At 67.5% G+C, this 15,898-nt stretch carries 15 protein-coding genes; 13 read left to right on the top strand and 2 right to left on the bottom strand.

Annotation, left to right across the window (positions count from 1 at the left end; translation table 11 throughout):
- The first annotated feature begins 324 nt into the window (after positions 1-324).
- A complete protein-coding gene (rho, locus tag BLU62_RS13815; protein WP_074850086.1) occupies positions 325-2,304 on the top strand; it encodes a transcription termination factor Rho in 1,980 nt (659 codons plus the stop codon).
- A 72-nt stretch (positions 2,305-2,376) separates the two neighbouring features.
- On the opposite strand, the gene BLU62_RS13810 is transcribed toward rho, so the two are convergent.
- A complete protein-coding gene (locus tag BLU62_RS13810; RefSeq protein ID WP_074850085.1) occupies positions 2,377-3,357 on the bottom strand; it encodes a ChuX/HutX family heme-like substrate-binding protein in 981 nt (326 codons plus the stop codon).
- A gap of 19 nt (positions 3,358-3,376) precedes the next feature.
- On the bottom strand, positions 3,377-4,600 hold the full coding sequence (locus BLU62_RS13805) for a sulfite reductase subunit alpha (RefSeq protein ID WP_074850084.1): 1,224 nt from the start codon (positions 4,598-4,600) through the stop codon (positions 3,377-3,379).
- A gap of 282 nt (positions 4,601-4,882) precedes the next feature.
- On the opposite strand from BLU62_RS13805, the gene rpmE reads away from it, so the two are divergent.
- The 12 genes from rpmE (at position 4,883) to atpA (ending at position 15,886) form a co-directional block, all read left to right on the top strand.
- Positions 4,883-5,095: a 50S ribosomal protein L31 gene (gene rpmE, locus BLU62_RS13800; RefSeq protein ID WP_074850083.1), complete on the top strand. Its 213-nt coding sequence runs from the start codon at positions 4,883-4,885 to the stop codon at positions 5,093-5,095.
- 148 nt (positions 5,096-5,243) lie between these two features.
- Entirely contained in the window at positions 5,244-6,320 is a 1,077-nt protein-coding gene (gene prfA / locus BLU62_RS13795; RefSeq protein WP_074852898.1) for a peptide chain release factor 1, read from the top strand.
- A gap of 5 nt (positions 6,321-6,325) precedes the next feature.
- Positions 6,326-7,240, top strand: a complete 915-nt coding sequence (prmC, locus tag BLU62_RS13790) for a peptide chain release factor N(5)-glutamine methyltransferase (RefSeq protein ID WP_074850082.1) — start codon at positions 6,326-6,328, stop codon at positions 7,238-7,240.
- A 12-nt stretch (positions 7,241-7,252) separates the two neighbouring features.
- Positions 7,253-7,906 (top strand): L-threonylcarbamoyladenylate synthase, encoded by a 654-nt coding sequence (locus BLU62_RS13785; RefSeq protein WP_074850081.1) that lies wholly within the window; start codon positions 7,253-7,255, stop codon positions 7,904-7,906.
- Between the two features lies 1 nt (position 7,907).
- Positions 7,908-9,131 carry a serine hydroxymethyltransferase gene (locus BLU62_RS13780; RefSeq protein WP_074852897.1) on the top strand — a complete coding sequence of 408 codons (1,224 nt, stop codon included), beginning with the start codon at positions 7,908-7,910 and terminating at the stop codon, positions 9,129-9,131.
- Between the two features lie 57 nt (positions 9,132-9,188).
- On the top strand, positions 9,189-10,382 hold the full coding sequence (locus tag BLU62_RS13775) for an MraY family glycosyltransferase (RefSeq protein WP_074850080.1): 1,194 nt from the start codon (positions 9,189-9,191) through the stop codon (positions 10,380-10,382).
- Between the two features lie 284 nt (positions 10,383-10,666).
- On the top strand, positions 10,667-11,080 hold the full coding sequence (locus BLU62_RS13770; protein WP_074850079.1) for an ATP synthase subunit I: 414 nt from the start codon (positions 10,667-10,669) through the stop codon (positions 11,078-11,080).
- Positions 11,077-11,826: a F0F1 ATP synthase subunit A gene (atpB, locus tag BLU62_RS13765; protein ID WP_074850078.1), complete on the top strand. Its 750-nt coding sequence runs from the start codon at positions 11,077-11,079 to the stop codon at positions 11,824-11,826. The genes BLU62_RS13770 and atpB overlap by 4 nt, the downstream gene beginning before the upstream one ends.
- 138 nt (positions 11,827-11,964) lie before the next feature.
- Positions 11,965-12,216 carry a F0F1 ATP synthase subunit C gene (locus BLU62_RS13760; RefSeq protein ID WP_006360523.1) on the top strand — a complete coding sequence of 84 codons (252 nt, stop codon included), beginning with the start codon at positions 11,965-11,967 and terminating at the stop codon, positions 12,214-12,216.
- Positions 12,217-12,263: 47 nt separating this feature from the next.
- A complete protein-coding gene (locus BLU62_RS13755) occupies positions 12,264-12,752 on the top strand; it encodes a F0F1 ATP synthase subunit B (RefSeq protein WP_074850077.1) in 489 nt (162 codons plus the stop codon).
- Positions 12,752-14,176: a F0F1 ATP synthase subunit B/delta gene (locus tag BLU62_RS13750; RefSeq protein ID WP_074850076.1), complete on the top strand. Its 1,425-nt coding sequence runs from the start codon at positions 12,752-12,754 to the stop codon at positions 14,174-14,176. The genes BLU62_RS13755 and BLU62_RS13750 overlap by 1 nt, the downstream gene beginning before the upstream one ends.
- Positions 14,177-14,257: 81 nt before the next feature.
- Positions 14,258-15,886 carry a F0F1 ATP synthase subunit alpha gene (gene atpA, locus BLU62_RS13745; protein WP_074850075.1) on the top strand — a complete coding sequence of 543 codons (1,629 nt, stop codon included), beginning with the start codon at positions 14,258-14,260 and terminating at the stop codon, positions 15,884-15,886.
- Positions 15,887-15,898 lie beyond the last annotated feature (12 nt).

Here is a 15,898-nt window from a genome sequence, read left to right as displayed (position 1 = left end):
TCGGTGTCCTCATTTGGCACTTTCGGCGTGTTGCCCCTATCATGCGAACGGGGTTAACATATTCTGGTCTAGCCGCGCGGGCTTGTCCTGCCGTGCTTCTCATCCATCACCGATCGGGGAGACCGATCGTATCCGGCCGGGGTCGTGGGTCTCTGTCGACGGTGCCGAAGCACGGGGTGGCTCCCGAGCACGCTCGCAGCGGGACCGAACATCTCTCTGACCGTTCACCCCTACCGTCCAACGCGGACGGACTCCCTCGCGTACACAGCAGGGAAACGTAGACCTCACGCAGCTTCCGTCTGCGGGAGGAACGAAAGGACTTCCGTGACAGATACGGACCTGATCACCGCACCTGCCGAGCAGGAATCCGCGGGTTCGGCCGGCCCTGACTCGGGGCAACCGGCCAAGACACGCGCTCGCGCAGCCCGTACCGGCCTGTCCGGCATGGTGCTCAGCGAACTGCGGACCGTTGCCGGTGAGCTCGGCATCAAGGGCACGTCCGGCATGCGCAAGGGCGACCTGATCGCCGCCATCAAGGAGCGCCAGGCGGGCGGTTCCGCCGCCAAGAGTGCAGAGCCCAAGAACTCCGAGGCCACGGCTGCAGAAGCCAAGGCCCCTGCAGCCAAGAGTGCCGAGGCCGAGGCCCCAGAAGCCGAGAGCCCAGAAACCAAGAGCCCAGAAGCCAAGAGCCCAGAAGCCAAGAGTCCGGAGGCCAAGAGTCCGGAGGCCAAGACCGAGACCAGGCGCCGGAGCGCCAAGGCCTCGTCCGAGGACGGGCAGCTGTCGATCGTCGAGTCCGCCGATGAAGGTGACTCCGGTCGGGCGCCCCGCTCGGCGGGCAAGAAGAAGGAGGCCCCCGAGGCCGGCGAGCAGAAGGCCGACGCCAAGGGCGAAACTCCCAAGGGTGGTGACTCCGAGGGCGGCGAGCAGCGCAATCGCCGCAACCGGAACCAGAACCGGGACAACCAGAGCCGGGACAACCAGAACCGCGAGGGCGGCCAGAACCGCGGGGGCGGCCAGAACCGCGACAACCGCGACAATCGCGATGACGACGAGGACGGCGGCGGTCGTCGCCGCGGACGCCGGTTCCGCGAGCGTCGTCGTGGGCGCGACCGCGACGGCGGCCAGAACGAGCCGCAGGTCTCCGAAGACGACGTGTTGCAGCCCGTCGCCGGCATCCTCGACGTGCTCGACAACTACGCCTTCGTCCGTACCTCGGGTTACCTGGCCGGTTCCAACGACGTCTATGTGTCGATGAACCTGGTGCGCAAGAACGGACTTCGACGCGGCGACGCGATCACCGGTGCGGTCAAGGTGCCGCGCGAGGGTGACCAGCAGAACCAGCGCCAGAAGTTCAACCCGCTGGTTCGCCTCGACACCGTCAACGGCGGTGACGTGGAGGCGGCGAAGAAGCGTCCGGAGTTCAACAAGCTCACCCCGCTATACCCCAACCAGCGTCTGCGCCTGGAGACCACGCCGGAGCGCCTGTCGACCCGCGTGATCGACCTGATCATGCCGATCGGCAAGGGACAGCGTGCGCTGATCGTGTCGCCGCCCAAGGCCGGTAAGACGACGATCCTGCAGGACATCGCCAACGCGATCACCATCAACAACCCGGAATGCCACCTCATGGTGGTCCTCGTCGACGAGCGTCCCGAAGAGGTCACCGACATGCAGCGTTCGGTGAAGGGCGAGGTCATCGCCTCGACCTTCGATCGTCCGCCGTCAGACCACACCTCGGTCGCCGAGCTCGCCATCGAGCGCGCCAAGCGTCTCGTCGAGAGCGGCAAAGACGTTGTGGTGCTTCTGGACTCGATCACCCGTCTGGGTCGCGCGTACAACAACGCGTCGCCGGCGTCGGGCCGAATCCTCTCCGGTGGTGTCGATTCGACCGCCCTGTACCCGCCGAAGCGGTTCCTCGGTGCGGCACGCAACATCGAGAACGGCGGATCGCTGACCATCATCGCCACCGCGATGGTCGAGACCGGTTCGACCGGTGACACGGTCATCTTCGAGGAGTTCAAGGGCACCGGCAACGCCGAGCTCAAGCTCGATCGCAAGATCTCCGAGCGTCGGGTGTTCCCCGCGGTCGACGTCAACCCGTCGGGCACCCGTAAGGACGAACTCCTGCTCTCGCCGGATGAGTTCGCGATCGTGCACAAGCTGCGCCGTCTGTTGTCCGGGCTCGATTCGCAGGCGGCGATCGACCTGCTGATCAGCCAGCTCAAGAAGACCAAGACGAACATCGAGTTCCTGATGTCGGTCCAGAAGACCGCTCCGGGAGCCGGTGGCAACGACGACTGACGTCGAGCAGTCGGCGAACAGCAACCAACCGACGGCCCCTTCCCGCATGGTGCGGGACGGGGCCGTCGGCGTTCAGGACGTCAGGTCGCCGGTCAGGTGATCCCATGCCTCGTATGCTGCGCGGGTGACGGCCCCGGTGAGGGTGACGACCAGGCAACAGCGTGAGCGGCGGTCGTAGATCTCCACGGCCGCGGTGGGTCCCCAGGCGCCCTGCGACCAGGTGACCCGGCATTGCTCGACGTGGTTGAAGTTGACCATCACCCGGGTGCTGCCGGACGCGAGCACCATCTGCCCCCGATGCTCGCGGGCGCCGTCGAGCCGGTCCTGGCACATCTGCATGCATCCCGGGGCCGCCGCCGCGACGGTCACCGTCATCCCGAGCAGGGCGGCATGTTCCAGTGAGGCGATCACGCGGCGGGTGTCGACCCGCACGCCGCTGGGACCGGTGGCCTGTGACAGCGACCGGAGCCGAGAGGTACCGCCGTCGCGGAGGATCGAGTCGAACAGGCCGATCTGGTCGGTGTCGTGGCGGCCGGGGAGTGCGGCCGGGATGAACTCCGGCCCGAGAAACGCGGCCCCCGGGGAAGCAGACTCGGACGCGGTGCCCGGACCGTGTCCGGCCGGTACCGACGTGGACAGTGACACTGGGTCGAAGGCCAGGAGGGACTCGAAGGCCAGGCGATCGGAGTTCTCGGTCAGATACGTCGCGTGCGCGGTGTTGCCGAGTGAGTCGAACAGCCGAAGCGTGGGCGGCACCTGGGCGACGGGGTCGGTCTGCAGCATCGACGACAACCGGGAGGGATTGAGCCGCAACGAGATCTGCTCGGCACCGACGCAGAGCGGTCCGCCGAGCGGACTCGGGGCGCCGTGTACGCCGACCGCGTTCATGATCACCGGTCCGGCGACCGTGACACCGACGACCTCGCCGAGCGAGGGGAGCCGCCCGGCGATGCCGTCGATGTCCGAACTGATCGATGAGTCGCCGAAACCCGGTGTGCCGAGCAGGGTCTCGAGGTCGCTCGGCGGGGTCGGGTCGTCGGTGAAGTCGGGCACGGCGAGCTCGGGTGTCAGCTCAGTAGACGTCGCGGACGTAGCGTCCCGCCGCGCGGAGTGCGTCGACATAGTCGCGAGCGCCGTCGGCGTCGAGACCGCCGTGCTCGGCGACGATCTCGTGCAGCGCGGCGTCGACATCGCCTGCCATCGTGGCGGCGTCGCCGCACACGTAGACGTGGGCGCCCTTGTCGAGCCAGGCGAACAGATCTGCTCCGTTCTCGCGCATCCGGTCCTGCACGTAGACCTTGTGGTCCTGGTCGCGGGAGAAGGCGAGGTCCAGGCGGTCGAGCAGGCCGTCGGTGACGAAACGATCGATCTCGTCGGCGTACAGGTAGTCGGTGTCGCGATGCTGGTCACCGAAGAACAGCCAGTTCTGGCCACTCGAACCGTCGGTCGCCCGGTGGTGGAGGAAGCCGCGGAACGGTGCGATGCCGGTTCCGGGGCCGATCATGATGGCCGGCGCGTCGCCCTCGGGGAGGCGGAACGTCTTGTTGGGGGAGATGAAGACGTTGACGGTGTCACCGGGCGCGCAGCGGTCGGCGAGGTGCGTCGAGCAGACGCCGCCGCGTTCGCGCTCCTCGGCGACGTAACGGACGGTCGCCATCGTGATGTGCACGGTGCCCGCGTGGACGGTGGGGCTCGACGAGATCGAGTACTCGCGGTGGGCCAGCGGGCTGAGCTCCTCGAGGAGTTCCTCGGGGGCGAAGTGGAGGGTCGGATCGATGTTCAGCAGGTCGAGGACGTCACGACCGCGCAGCCACGCGTCGAGTGCCTGTGCGTCGCCGGCCCCGATCAGGCGGGTCAGCTCGGCATGGCCGGTCCGCTCCGCCACGGCCTTGGCGAGATACTTTGACGGGCAACCGATCTCGTAGCGTGTGGAGAGTGCCTCGCGCAGGCTGTAGGTGGCCTTGCGGTCGGCGATGATCTCGTCTCCGGCGGCACCGAGGCGATCGAGCAGGAGGTCCACCAGGGCCGGGTCGTTGACCGGCGTGATGCCGATGCCGTCGCCGGGCTCGTAGGTGATGCCGCTGTCACCGAGGGAGATCTCGAGGTGCCGGACCTCCTTGGCCGATCCCGGTCCCGACAGGATGGTGTTGGTCACGATCGTCGCGGGGTACGGGTTCCGGCGATTCCACGGTGACCGGGCCGGCTTGCGCCGTGCGGGTGCGGTCTGCGGCGTCGACGACTCATCCGGGGTGGTGCGCAGTGGAGTGCTGGTACCGGCCGAAGCGGCGTCGTACATCGAGGATCCTTCGTGGTCGCGGGGGTTTCATACGGAGGGTTTGCCGTCGGCCACCGTACTATCTTTAGGGCACCCTTACGACCCTTCCGGAGTGTGATGTTCTCCGGGGAATCGAACCCGGGAATCAACCAGGAGTCGTCGATGTTGAGACACCTGCGACCGCCGCGTCCGCGATTTCCGTCGCGAATGGCGCACATGGCATACTGAGCGGTCGAGTCCGGTTCCGGTTCACACCGTCGACAGGCGACGGTGACCCGGCGACCACAGAAAGGGACAGCCAGCATGAAGCAGGGAATCCACCCCGAGTACGCGGCGACCACCGTCGTCTGCGGCTGCGGCAACACGTTCGAGACCCGCAGCACCGCTGCCAACGGTCGCGTGAACGTCGAAGTCTGCTCGCAGTGCCACCCGTTCTACACGGGCAAGCAGAAGATCCTCGACACCGGCGGCCGTGTCGCCCGGTTCGAGAAGCGCTACGGCAAGCGCGCCAAGTAGACCACGCTGCGACGCCCGCCCGACGCCGAGTCGGGACGGGCGTCGTTTGTGTTTGGTCGGCATGTCCCGATTCGAGGTAGCCCGATCCCGGGTGGTTCGCCGGAGATGACCCCGGCAGTGAGTTCCGTCTCTACAAGTGAGGTTCGCAGTGAGTACGCAGAGTCCGTCGGCCATCGATGACATCCTGGCCGAACACTCCGGTCTCGAGCGGCAGCTGTCCGATCCGGCGCTCCACGACGACCCGGCCGCAGCCCGCCGGGTGGGAAAGCGGTTCGCCGAACTCGCCCCGGTGATGTCGACCTACAACAAGCTCAAGGCGGCCCGCGAGGACCTCGAGGCGGCGCGTGAACTCGCGGCCGACGATTCGTCGTTCGCCGCCGAGATCCCAGCCCTGGAGGCGACCGTCGAGGAACTCGACGCGACGCTCACCGACCTGCTCGCCCCGCGCGACCCCCACGACAGCGATGACGTGGTGCTCGAGATCAAGTCCGGCGCCGGTGGCGAGGAGTCCGCGCTGTTCGCGTCGGATCTGGCGCGCATGTACCTCAAGTACTGCGAACGGCACGGATGGAAGGTGCAGACCCTCGGCGTCACCGAATCCGACCTAGGGGGCTACAAAGAGGCGACCTTCTCGATCAAGTCCAAGGAGACGGTCCGGGACGGCGTGTGGTCGCGACTCAAGTTCGAGGGCGGCGTCCACCGTGTGCAGCGTGTGCCGGTGACCGAGTCCCAGGGGCGTATCCACACCTCGGCGGCCGGAGTGCTGATCTATCCCGAGCCCGAAGAGGTCGCCGAGGTCGCGATCGACGAATCCGACCTGCGCATCGACGTCTACCGGTCGTCGGGCAAAGGCGGTCAGGGCGTGAACACCACCGACTCGGCCGTGCGCATCACACACCTGCCCACCGGAATCGTGGTGACCTGCCAGAACGAGCGGTCGCAGCTCCAGAACAAGGCCCGCGCCATGCAGGTCCTCGCCGCCCGCCTCCAGTCCGCGGCGGAGGAGGAGGCCGAGGCGGCCGCTGCCGAGGGCCGGGCCGCGCAGATCCGTACCGTCGACCGGTCCGAGCGCATCCGCACCTACAACTTCCCGGAGAACCGCATCACCGATCACCGCATCGGATACAAGGCGAACAACCTCGACGCGGTGCTCGCCGGCGACATGGACAACCTCCTCGACGCGCTGGTCGCCGCCGAGCGCCAGGCCCGCATGGAAGCCGAATAACCCCTATGTCGGACGCGCCGGCCCGGGTGGCCGACGAAATCCGCAGTGCCACGGCGCAACTGGCCGCCGCCGGGATCGACTCGGCGCGACGCGACGCCGACTGGCTCATGGCGCACGTCCTCGGCTGCGATCCGGGCCGCCTGATCGTCATCGACACGATCGACGACGATGATCTGCGGGAGTTCCGTGCGGCCGTCGACCAGCGGTCGCGGCGAATCCCGTTGCAGCACATCGTCGGCACCGCGGCCTTCGGTCCGCTCGAGCTGGCCGTCGGGCCGGGTGTCTTCATCCCCCGCCCGGAAACCGAGTACCTGCTCGAATGGGCGTCGTCGGCCGCGGGAAGCATGTCCGCTCCGGTCCGGATCGTCGATCTGTGCAGCGGTAGCGGTGCGCTCGCCATCGCCCTGGCGACGATGGTCGAATCCGCGCGCGTGACGGCCGTAGAGATGGACGACGCCGCATTGAAATGGTTGCGGCGCAACGTCGCCGATGCTCCGTCGGAGGTGGGGGAGCGGCTCGAGGTGGTGGCCGCCGACGTCACCGATGCCGCGCGGATCGCCGGGACGATCCCGGCCGGCAGCATCTCGATCGTCGTCACCAATCCGCCCTACGTCCCCCTCCGCTCGGAGGTCGGACCCGAGGTGGCCCACGATCCGGCCCGCGCCGTCTTCGGCGGCGACGACGGGATGAGCGTGATCGTGCCGATGGTGCCGGTCATCGCGAGCATGCTCTCCGTCGGTGGGCTCGTCGGCATCGAGCACGACGACACGACCTCGGACGCCGTCGTCGACTGCCTGCGCGCCCACGGTGCGTTCGACGAGGTGACCGCCCACACCGATCTGGCGGGCCGACCCCGCTTCGTGACCGCGCGCCGCATCGGCGCAGGCGCGTCTCGCGGAATGCCCGACCGTCGTCCATGACAGGATGGACGGGTGAGCATTGTTTTCGACTGCAACGACCCGCAGAGCCGTTCGGCGGGCATTCGCGCGGCCGTCGGGGCGGCGAAGGCGGGACGCCTGGTGGTGGTCCCCACCGACACGCTCTACGGAGTCGGTTGCGACGCCTTCGATTCCGACGCCGTCGGTTCGCTGCTCGCGGCGAAACATCGCGGCCGGGACATGCCGGTGCCGGTTCTCGTCGGCTCCTGGCAGTCCATCGACGGACTCGTGCTGTCCGTGCCGCAGGCCGCCCGTGACCTGATCGAGGCGTTCTGGCCCGGTGGACTGAGTCTCGTTGTCCGCCAAGCACCTTCACTCGCCTGGGATCTCGGTGACACCGACGGCACGGTGATGCTGCGCATGCCGCTGCACCCGGTCGCGATCGAGCTGCTGCGCGAGGTCGGGCCGATGGCGGTCTCGAGCGCGAACGTGTCGGGCCGCCCGCCGGCCACCACCGCCGACGAGGCCCGCGAACAGCTCGGCGACGAGATCTCGGTCTACCTGGACGGCGGACCCGCGCCGGCCGCGCAGGCGTCGACGATCGTCGACGTCTCGGGCGCGGAGCCGCGCATCCTGCGCGAGGGTGCCATCACCGCCGAGGCCGTGGCCGAGGTCCTCGACGTCGATCTCGCCGCTCTGCGTGGGTGAGATCCCGTCGGGCATCGGATCGACGGGTGACCCGCAGATCGACGCACTGATCGAACGCGAGTCGACGCGCCGCCGGACGTGGCTGCAGTTGCTCGCGAGCGAGACCGAACCCACGCCCGGAGTGCGGGCCGCGATGGCCTCGGCCTTCGACGCGAAGTACGCCGAGGGGCGGCCGGGTGCGCGCTATCACGGTGGTTGCGAGGTCGCCGACGAACTCGAGGACGTCGCGACCGCCCGGGCGCGGGATCTCTTCGGCGCCGGCTACGCCGACGTCCAGCCGCTGTCGGGGAGCGCGGCGAATCTCGCGGTCCACGCCGCTTTCGCCCAACCGGGCGACCCGGTACTCGCCCTCCGGCTCGAGCACGGCGGCCATCAGACCCACGGGTCACGCGCCAACTTCTCCGGCCGCTGGTTCTCGCCGCTGCACTACGAGGTCCGACGTGACGACGAACTCATCGACTACGACCAGGTCCGGGAGCTGGCCCTGGTACACCGGCCACGTCTCCTCGTCGCGGGCGCGACGGCGTACTCGCGCTCCTTCGACTATCCGCTCCTCCGGGAGATCGCCGACGACGCGGAGTGCATCCTGCTGGTCGACGCGGCGCACCTCGCCGGTCACGTCGCCGCCGGTCTCCTGCCGTCGCCGGTGCCGCACGCCGACGTCGTGACCTTCTCGACCAACAAGGTGTTCCGCGGACCGCGCGGCGGCGTCGTCTTGGCGCGGGCCGAACACGCCGACGCGCTGTGCAAGGCCGTCCATCCGTTCGTCCAGGGCGGTCCGTCCATGCACACGATCGCCGCGAAGGCGGTCACCTTCCACGACGCGGGCACCGAGGACTTCGCCTCCTACGTCCGGGAGAGTGCCCACAACGCGCGCACGCTCGCCGACGCGCTGACCGAACGCGGATTGCGCGTCGTCTCCGGCGGCACCGACACCCATCTGGCGGTGGTCGACGTGTCCGCGCTCGGCATCTCCGGGGCCCGGGCGCAGGATCGTCTCAACAGAGCCGGGATCGTCGTCGACAAGGCGGTACTGCCCTTCGACGAACGTCCGGTCTCGGAGGGGTCCGGCATCCGCGTCGGGACCACCGCGGCCACCTCACGGGGGCTGACGCCGGCCGTGATCCCGGCGCTCGCCGACGCGATGCTGGCCGCGATGTCGACCGAGGATCTCTCGGCACACGAACGGATCCACCGTGAGATCAGCGACCTCGCATGCGGGTAGCGTTGTCCGGGTGTCCGATACGCCCCCAGCGACCACCGCGGCGGAAGTGGTGAGCCGATGATCGACGCCGCGGTGCTCGCGGCCGCGACCGACGGGGGAGGGACCGGTGTCCCGCTGCGCGAGTTGCTGCTCGTCGGGCTCACCGCCGCCGCGATGACGTACCTGCTGACCTCGGCGGTGCGGGTGTTCGCGATCAAGGCGGGCGCGGTGGCCGTGCCCCGCGTCCGCGACGTCCATGTCATCCCGACCCCGCGTCTGGGCGGCCTCGGCATGTTCGGCGGGGTGGTGGCCGGCATCGCGCTCGCCGCCAACCTGCCCGCGCTCAACCGGGGTTTCGCGTACACCACCGACATGACCGCGGTGATCACCGCGGGCACGGTGATCGTCCTGGTCGGGGTCGTCGACGACCGGTGGGGACTCGACGCCCTGACGAAGTTCGTCGGACAGCTCACCGCCGCCGGTGTGCTGGTGCTCCTCGGGATCTCGTGGATCCAGCTACCCGTGCCGTTCGCCGACATCGGGACCATCGTCCTGGACCCGCTGCAGGCGGGCCTGCTCACGGTGGCCATCACGGTGGCGACCATCAACGCGATCAACTTCGTCGACGGCCTGGACGGTCTGGCCGCCGGGCTGGGACTGATCGCGGCATCGGCGATCTGCATGTTCTCGCTCGGTCTGCTCCGCGACCAGGGCGGCGACGTCAGCTACTACCCGCCGGCACTCATCGCCGTCGCGCTGGCCGGGGCGTGCCTGGGATTCCTGCCGCACAACTTCTCGCCCGCCCGCATCTTCATGGGCGACTCGGGGGCGATGCTGATCGGGCTGATGCTCGCCGCGGCGTCGACGAGCGCGTCCGGCCGCATCGCGGTGAACGCCTATGGCCCGGCGGACATCTTCACCCTGCTGTCACCGTTGTTCCTGGTGGCGGCAGTGGTCTTCATCCCCATGCTCGACATGCTGCTCGCGGTGATCCGCCGCACCCGTGCGGGCGTCGGTTTCTACACCCCAGACAAGATGCACCTGCACCACCGATTGCTCGAACTCGGACATTCCCAGCGTCGCGTCGCGCTGATCATCTACCTCTGGGTCGGCGTCCTGGCGTTCTCCGCCGCGGCGAGCACCCTCTTCCCGCTGTCGGTGGTCGCGCCCATGTTCGGCGCGGGACTGGTGGTGGCGATGCTGGTCACCATGGCGCCGCGGCTGCATCGCCGATTCGCCGAGCTGCGCACCGCGACCAAGGCATTTCGCTGATCTTTGCGTATGCTCCGTACCCGAGACGTGTGCGGAGCGAGCGCACCCTCGGTAAGGGGACGGTAAATATCGTGTACTATCGCCTGTAGTAGTTGTGGGGAGGGTGACGGCGGCGCACATGTGCCGCGTCGTGACAACCACGACACATACCCCCGGTGAGACCGCCGGGGCGGTGTTGGTAGGGTCACACCAAACGCGAGCTGATGCCCGGCGGCCAATGGCTGCTGCGCGCCCGCGGGTGCCCCGTGCCGTCGGTATGGATTCAACGAGCTGAGGAGAGGGACATGGAGACTTCTGCCCCTGATTCGGCCCCCGTCTATCCCCAGGCGCCCACCGGTCTGCGTCGGCCGGCACTCATCGCCGGCGGTCTGACCCTCGTGGTCGCGGTGGTCTCGATTCTCGTCGGGCACCCGCTCTTCGCAGTGTTCTTCCTGCTCGGAATCGCGGCGATCCTCGTCAACGCACTGCTGGTGAAGCGTGCGGTCGATGCGGTCACCGCCGAGCTGAACCCCCGCAAAACTGCTCTTGCTCTCAACTCCGCCATGCGACTGGGTGCCATCACGGCGCTCGCGCTGCTGGCGGCGTTTCTGGTCCAACCCGACGGGTTGGGCGCGATGTTCGGACTCGCCATCGGCCAGGTGGTCTTGGTGCTGAACACGGTCATTCCGGTGATGAAAGGACTTCGTAGCCAACCATGACGACCGCCTTCTACCTAGCCGCAGAGGATGGAGAATCATCCATCCAGGTGGGTCATTACACCAAGTTCGAGCTCTTCGGGCTGACCTTCAACCTGGAGACCATCATCGCCACGGCGCTTGCGGCGGCGATCATGCTCGCGCTGGCGTTCTACCTGAAGTCCAAGGTCACCTCGACCGGCGTGCCGTCGGGTGTGCAGCTCTTCTGGGAGACGGTCACCGTCCAGATGCGCGGCCAGGTCGAGAGCGCCATCGGCATGAAGGTCGCCCCGTACGTCCTGCCGCTGGCCGTCTCGCTGTTCACCTTCATCCTGATCTCCAACTGGTTGTCGATCCTGCCGGTGCAGGTCGGTCACCACGAGATCCTCAAGCCGCCGGCCGCGGACGTGAACTTCGCCTACGCGCTCGCGCTGTTCGTCTTCGTCTGGTACCAGGCGGCCGGCTTCAAGCAGCGCGGCCTGCTGGGTCACCCGAAGCGCATCCTGAAGGGCCACGTCACCTTCCTCGCGCCGATCAACGTGATCGAGGAGTTCACCAAGCCGATCTCGCTCTCGCTGCGACTCTTCGGCAACGTGTTCGCCGGCAGCATGATGGTCGCCCTGATCGCCCTGTTCCCGCCGTACATCATGTGGGCGCCGAACGCGATCTGGAAGTCCTTCGAGCTCTTCGTCGGTCTGATCCAGGCCTTCATCTTCGCGCTGCTGACGATCCTGTACTTCTCGCAGTCGATGGAGACCGAGGATCACTGACCGCCCACCAGTAGGGCACCTCGCGGTGCGACACGCGACCGCGACCACAACCGCACATGACCGACCTGCGTCGGCGCCTGTCGTCGCAGCCACAGACCTGGCACACCAGTTGCCAGCAACCGAAAGGGAAATATCACAATGGATCCTTACATTGGCCTCGGCGCACTCATCGGTGGCGGCCTGATCATGGCCGGTGGCGCCGTTGGTGCCGGTATCGGTAACGGCCTGGCCGGTAGCCAGCTCATCGCCGGTATCGCTCGCCAGCCCGAGGCTCAGGGTCGTCTGTTCACCCCGTTCTTCATCACCGTTGGTCTGGTTGAGGCCGCTTACTTCATCAACCTGGCCTTCATGGCGCTCTTCGTGTTCGCCACCCCGATCAGCGCCGGCTGATCTCCGCTCTCCCTTTTGTCGCCGAGTAGAAACGACACCTCACCACAATGACGCTTGCTGCAGAGAACTTCCTGCTCCCGAATGGAACGTTCTTCGTTGTCCTGCTCATCTTCGTGATTTTGCTGCTGGTCATCCGCAAGTTCGTGGTTCCGCCGATTCAGCAGGTCCTCGAGGAGCGGGACGAGATGATCCACCGCACCGCGGAGGACAATCGGACTGCCGCCGCCGAATTCGAGGATGCGGACGTGCAGTTCCGTTCACTCCTCAAGGAAGCGCGCGGTGAGGCCACCGCCATGCGCGACGAAGCTCGCGCCCAGGGCCGTGAACAGCTGAACGAGATGAAGCAGCGAGCGACCGCCGAGGCCGACGCTGCCCTGCAGTCGACCAGCTCCGAGCTGGCGGCTCAGGGTGAGCAGGCGGCATCGACGGCTGCAGCTGATGTGGACACACTCGCCAAGACCCTCGCGGCGCGTGTGCTCGGTGTCGACTCGGCCACTCTTTCCGACACCCGATCGACGAGCGGAGCGGTGAACTGATGGCTGCCAACACTGAGACCGAATCCGACCAGGGGCCCATCGGTACCTGGCTCCACGACATCGGTGCTGCGTTCGACCCGGCGATCTTCATCGCTCAGCTCTTCGGCTTCGCGGTCATCATCTTCCTGCTGTGGAAGTACGTCCGCCCGCCGGTGCAGAAGATGATGCGTGATCGTCAGGAGACGGTGCGCACCCAACTGGCCGAGGCCGAAGCCGCCAAGAAGCGGGTCGCCGAAGGGCAGAAGGCCCGTGAGAAGGCCGTCGCCGAGGCCAAGGCCGAGGCAGAGCAGATTAAGAAGGACGCCGCGGCCGACGCCGAGGCGATCACCTCCGACATCCGCGCCCAGGCCGATCACGAGGTCAAACGCATCTCCGAGCACGGCCGCAACCAGGTCGCGCTGGTGCGGGCGAACCTGGTCCGTCAGCTCCGAACCGACCTCGGTCTCGCCGTGGTCGACAAGGCCGGCGAGCTAGTGCGCAACCATCTCGCCGACGACTCGGCCCAGGCCGCCAGCGTCGACCGGGTGATCGACGAGCTCGAGGAGATGTCCTCACGATCGTCGTCGGCCATTCCGTCGAGCGCCAAGCTCGTCGGTCTGCACGCGATGCGTGCCGCCAGCCGTGAGGCCGCTCTGGCCGTGTCGGACAAGTTCGACTCGACCGCGGGCGACCTCGACGGTGCGGCGCTCGCCGCGGCGTCGGGTGACCTGACCGCGGTCATCAACTTCCTCGGCGACAACCCGGTGCTGCGCAAGCGCCTGGTCGAGGACGACGAGAACGCCGCGGGCAAGAAGACTTTGGTGCACAGCCTGCTCGACGGCAAGGTGGCACCGGTGGTCGTCGAGGTCGTCGCCACCGCAGCGACGCAGCGCTGGTCGTCGTCGAGCGACTTCGTCATCGGCCTGCGTCGTCAGAACTCGCTCATCGTGCTGACCGCCGCCGAGCGTGACGGGGTCATCGAGCAGGTCGAGGACGAGCTGTTCCGCGTCAGCCGGATCCTGGAGGCCAACCCGCAGCTCGCGTCGCTGCTCTCCGATCACAGCAAGGACGCCGACAAGCGAGTCGACCTCCTGCGCAAGCTGGTGGGGGAGAAGGTCAGCGGCCACACCTGGACGCTGCTGTCCTCTACCGTCCGCCTGCTGAACGGTCAGGCCGCCGATGTCGCCGTCGATCAGCTCGCCGAGCTGGCCGCCGCCCAACGCGGCGAATCGGTCGCCCACGTCGTGTCGGCCTCCAAGCTGGCCGACGCGCAGGTCGAGCGCCTCGCGACCGTCCTCGGCGGGATCTACGGCCGCACCGTCTCGGTGCAGACCGAGGTCCAGCCCGAACTGCTGGGCGGCCTGCGGATCGGCGTCGGCGACGAGGTCATCGACGCCGATGTCGCCACGCGCCTCGCGAAGGCAGCCGAGACCCTGCCGCGCTGACGCAGCTCGACCCCTGACCACCTGAACACCCAAAGCCCGAGCCCTAAAGCCTCAGAGCTAATCAAGGAAAGACGAGAACCCATGGCGGAGTTGACGATCTCACCAGACGAGATTAAGGAAGCGATCGAGCAGTACGTCTCGTCGTTCGAAGCCGAAGCGTCGCGTGACGAGGTCGGCACCATCACCGATACGTCGGACGGTATCGCTCACGTCAGCGGACTGCCCAGCGCAATGGCCAACGAGCTCCTCGAGTTCCCCGGCGGCGTCCTCGGCGTCGCGCTGAACCTCGACGAGGACGAGATCGGCGCCGTCATCCTGGGTGACTACGAGTCCCTGGAAGAAGGCCAGCAGGTCAGCCGTACCGGCAACGTGCTCTCCGTGCCCGTGGGCGACGCTTTCCTCGGTCGTGTGGTCGACCCCCTCGGCGCTCCGATCGACGGACAGGGCGACATCGAGGCCGATGAGCAGCGCGTCCTGGAGCTGCAGGCCGCCTCGGTGCTCGAGCGCCAGCCCGTCGAGGAGTCCCTCGCCACCGGCATCAAGGCCATCGACGCCATGACCGCCATCGGCCGCGGACAGCGTCAGCTCGTCATCGGCGACCGCAAGACCGGCAAGACCGCGGTCTGCATCGACGCCATCCTGAACCAGAAGGCGAACTGGGAGACCGGCGACCCCACCAAGCAGGTCCGCTGCATCTACGTCGCGATCGGTCAGAAGGGTTCGACCATCGCCGGCGTCAAGTCCGCTCTCGAAGAGGCCGGCGCGATGGAGTACACCACCATCGTCGCCGCCCCGGCCTCGGACTCCGCCGGCTTCAAGTGGCTCGCCCCCTACACCGGTTCGGCCATCGGCCAGCACTGGATGTACCAGGGTAAACACGTCCTCATCGTGTTCGACGACCTGACCAAGCAGGCCGAGGCCTACCGCGCGATCTCGCTGCTGCTGCGCCGCCCGCCGGGCCGCGAGGCCTACCCGGGTGACGTCTTCTACTTGCACTCGCGTCTGCTGGAGCGTTGTGCGAAGCTCTCCGACGAGCTCGGCGGCGGCTCGATGACCGGTCTGCCGATCATCGAGACCAAGGCCAACGACGTCTCGGCGTTCATCCCGACCAACGTCATCTCGATCACCGACGGCCAGGTCTTCCTCGAGTCGGACCTCTTCAACAAGGGTGTCCGTCCCGCCATCAACGTCGGTACCTCGGTGTCGCGCGTCGGTGGTGCCGCTCAGACCAAGGGCCTCAAGAAGGTCTCGGGTTCGCTGCGTCTGGAGCTGGCACAGTTCCGCGAGCTGGAGGCCTTCTCGGCCTTCGCCTCCGATCTCGACGATGCGTCGAAGGCGCAGCTCGAGCGCGGTGCCCGCTGGGTGGAGATGCTGAAGCAGGACCAGTACAGCCCCTTCTCGGTCGAGGACCAGATCGTCTCGATCTACCTCTGCGGTGAGGGTCACTACGACTCGGTTCCCGTCGACGACGTCCGCAACTTCGAGACGCAGCTGCTGAGCCACCTGCACCACAACGCCAAGGGCGTCTACGACTCGATCGCCGGTGGCAAGGCTCTCGCCGACGATCAGGCCGAGGCCCTCGTCGCCGAGACCAACAAGTTCAAGAACGGCTACCTCACCCACGACGGCCGTCGCGTGGTCAACGAGGCCGAGGCGCAGGCAATGGATGCCGAGAACGTCGAGAACGAAGAGATCAAGATCCGCAAGTGATCTCAGACGTCA

It is taken from the genome of Gordonia westfalica (assembly GCF_900105725.1).
Classification (GTDB): domain Bacteria; phylum Actinomycetota; class Actinomycetes; order Mycobacteriales; family Mycobacteriaceae; genus Gordonia; species Gordonia westfalica.
The sequence above is the reverse complement of the archived record's forward strand: the minus strand, read 5'-3'. Positions and strand labels throughout refer to the sequence as shown.

Bases quoted from the DNA above. Each gene is read 5' to 3' on its own strand.
- BLU62_RS13760 (WP_006360523.1), top strand. From the start codon at position 11,965: ATGGATCCTTACATTGGCCTCGGCGCACTCATCGGTGGCGGCCTGATC.
- atpA (WP_074850075.1), top strand. From the start codon at position 14,258: ATGGCGGAGTTGACGATCTCACCAGACGAGATTAAGGAAGCGATCGAG.
- BLU62_RS13770 (WP_074850079.1), top strand. From the start codon at position 10,667: ATGGAGACTTCTGCCCCTGATTCGGCCCCCGTCTATCCCCAGGCGCCC.
- BLU62_RS13750 (WP_074850076.1), top strand. From the start codon at position 12,752: ATGGCTGCCAACACTGAGACCGAATCCGACCAGGGGCCCATCGGTACC.
- prmC (WP_074850082.1), top strand. From the start codon at position 6,326: ATGTCGGACGCGCCGGCCCGGGTGGCCGACGAAATCCGCAGTGCCACG.
- atpB (WP_074850078.1), top strand. From the start codon at position 11,077: ATGACGACCGCCTTCTACCTAGCCGCAGAGGATGGAGAATCATCCATC.
- BLU62_RS13755 (WP_074850077.1), top strand. From the start codon at position 12,264: ATGACGCTTGCTGCAGAGAACTTCCTGCTCCCGAATGGAACGTTCTTC.
- BLU62_RS13775 (WP_074850080.1), top strand. From the start codon at position 9,189: ATGATCGACGCCGCGGTGCTCGCGGCCGCGACCGACGGGGGAGGGACC.
- rpmE (WP_074850083.1), top strand. From the start codon at position 4,883: ATGAAGCAGGGAATCCACCCCGAGTACGCGGCGACCACCGTCGTCTGC.
- BLU62_RS13805 (WP_074850084.1), bottom strand. From the start codon at position 4,600: ATGTACGACGCCGCTTCGGCCGGTACCAGCACTCCACTGCGCACCACC.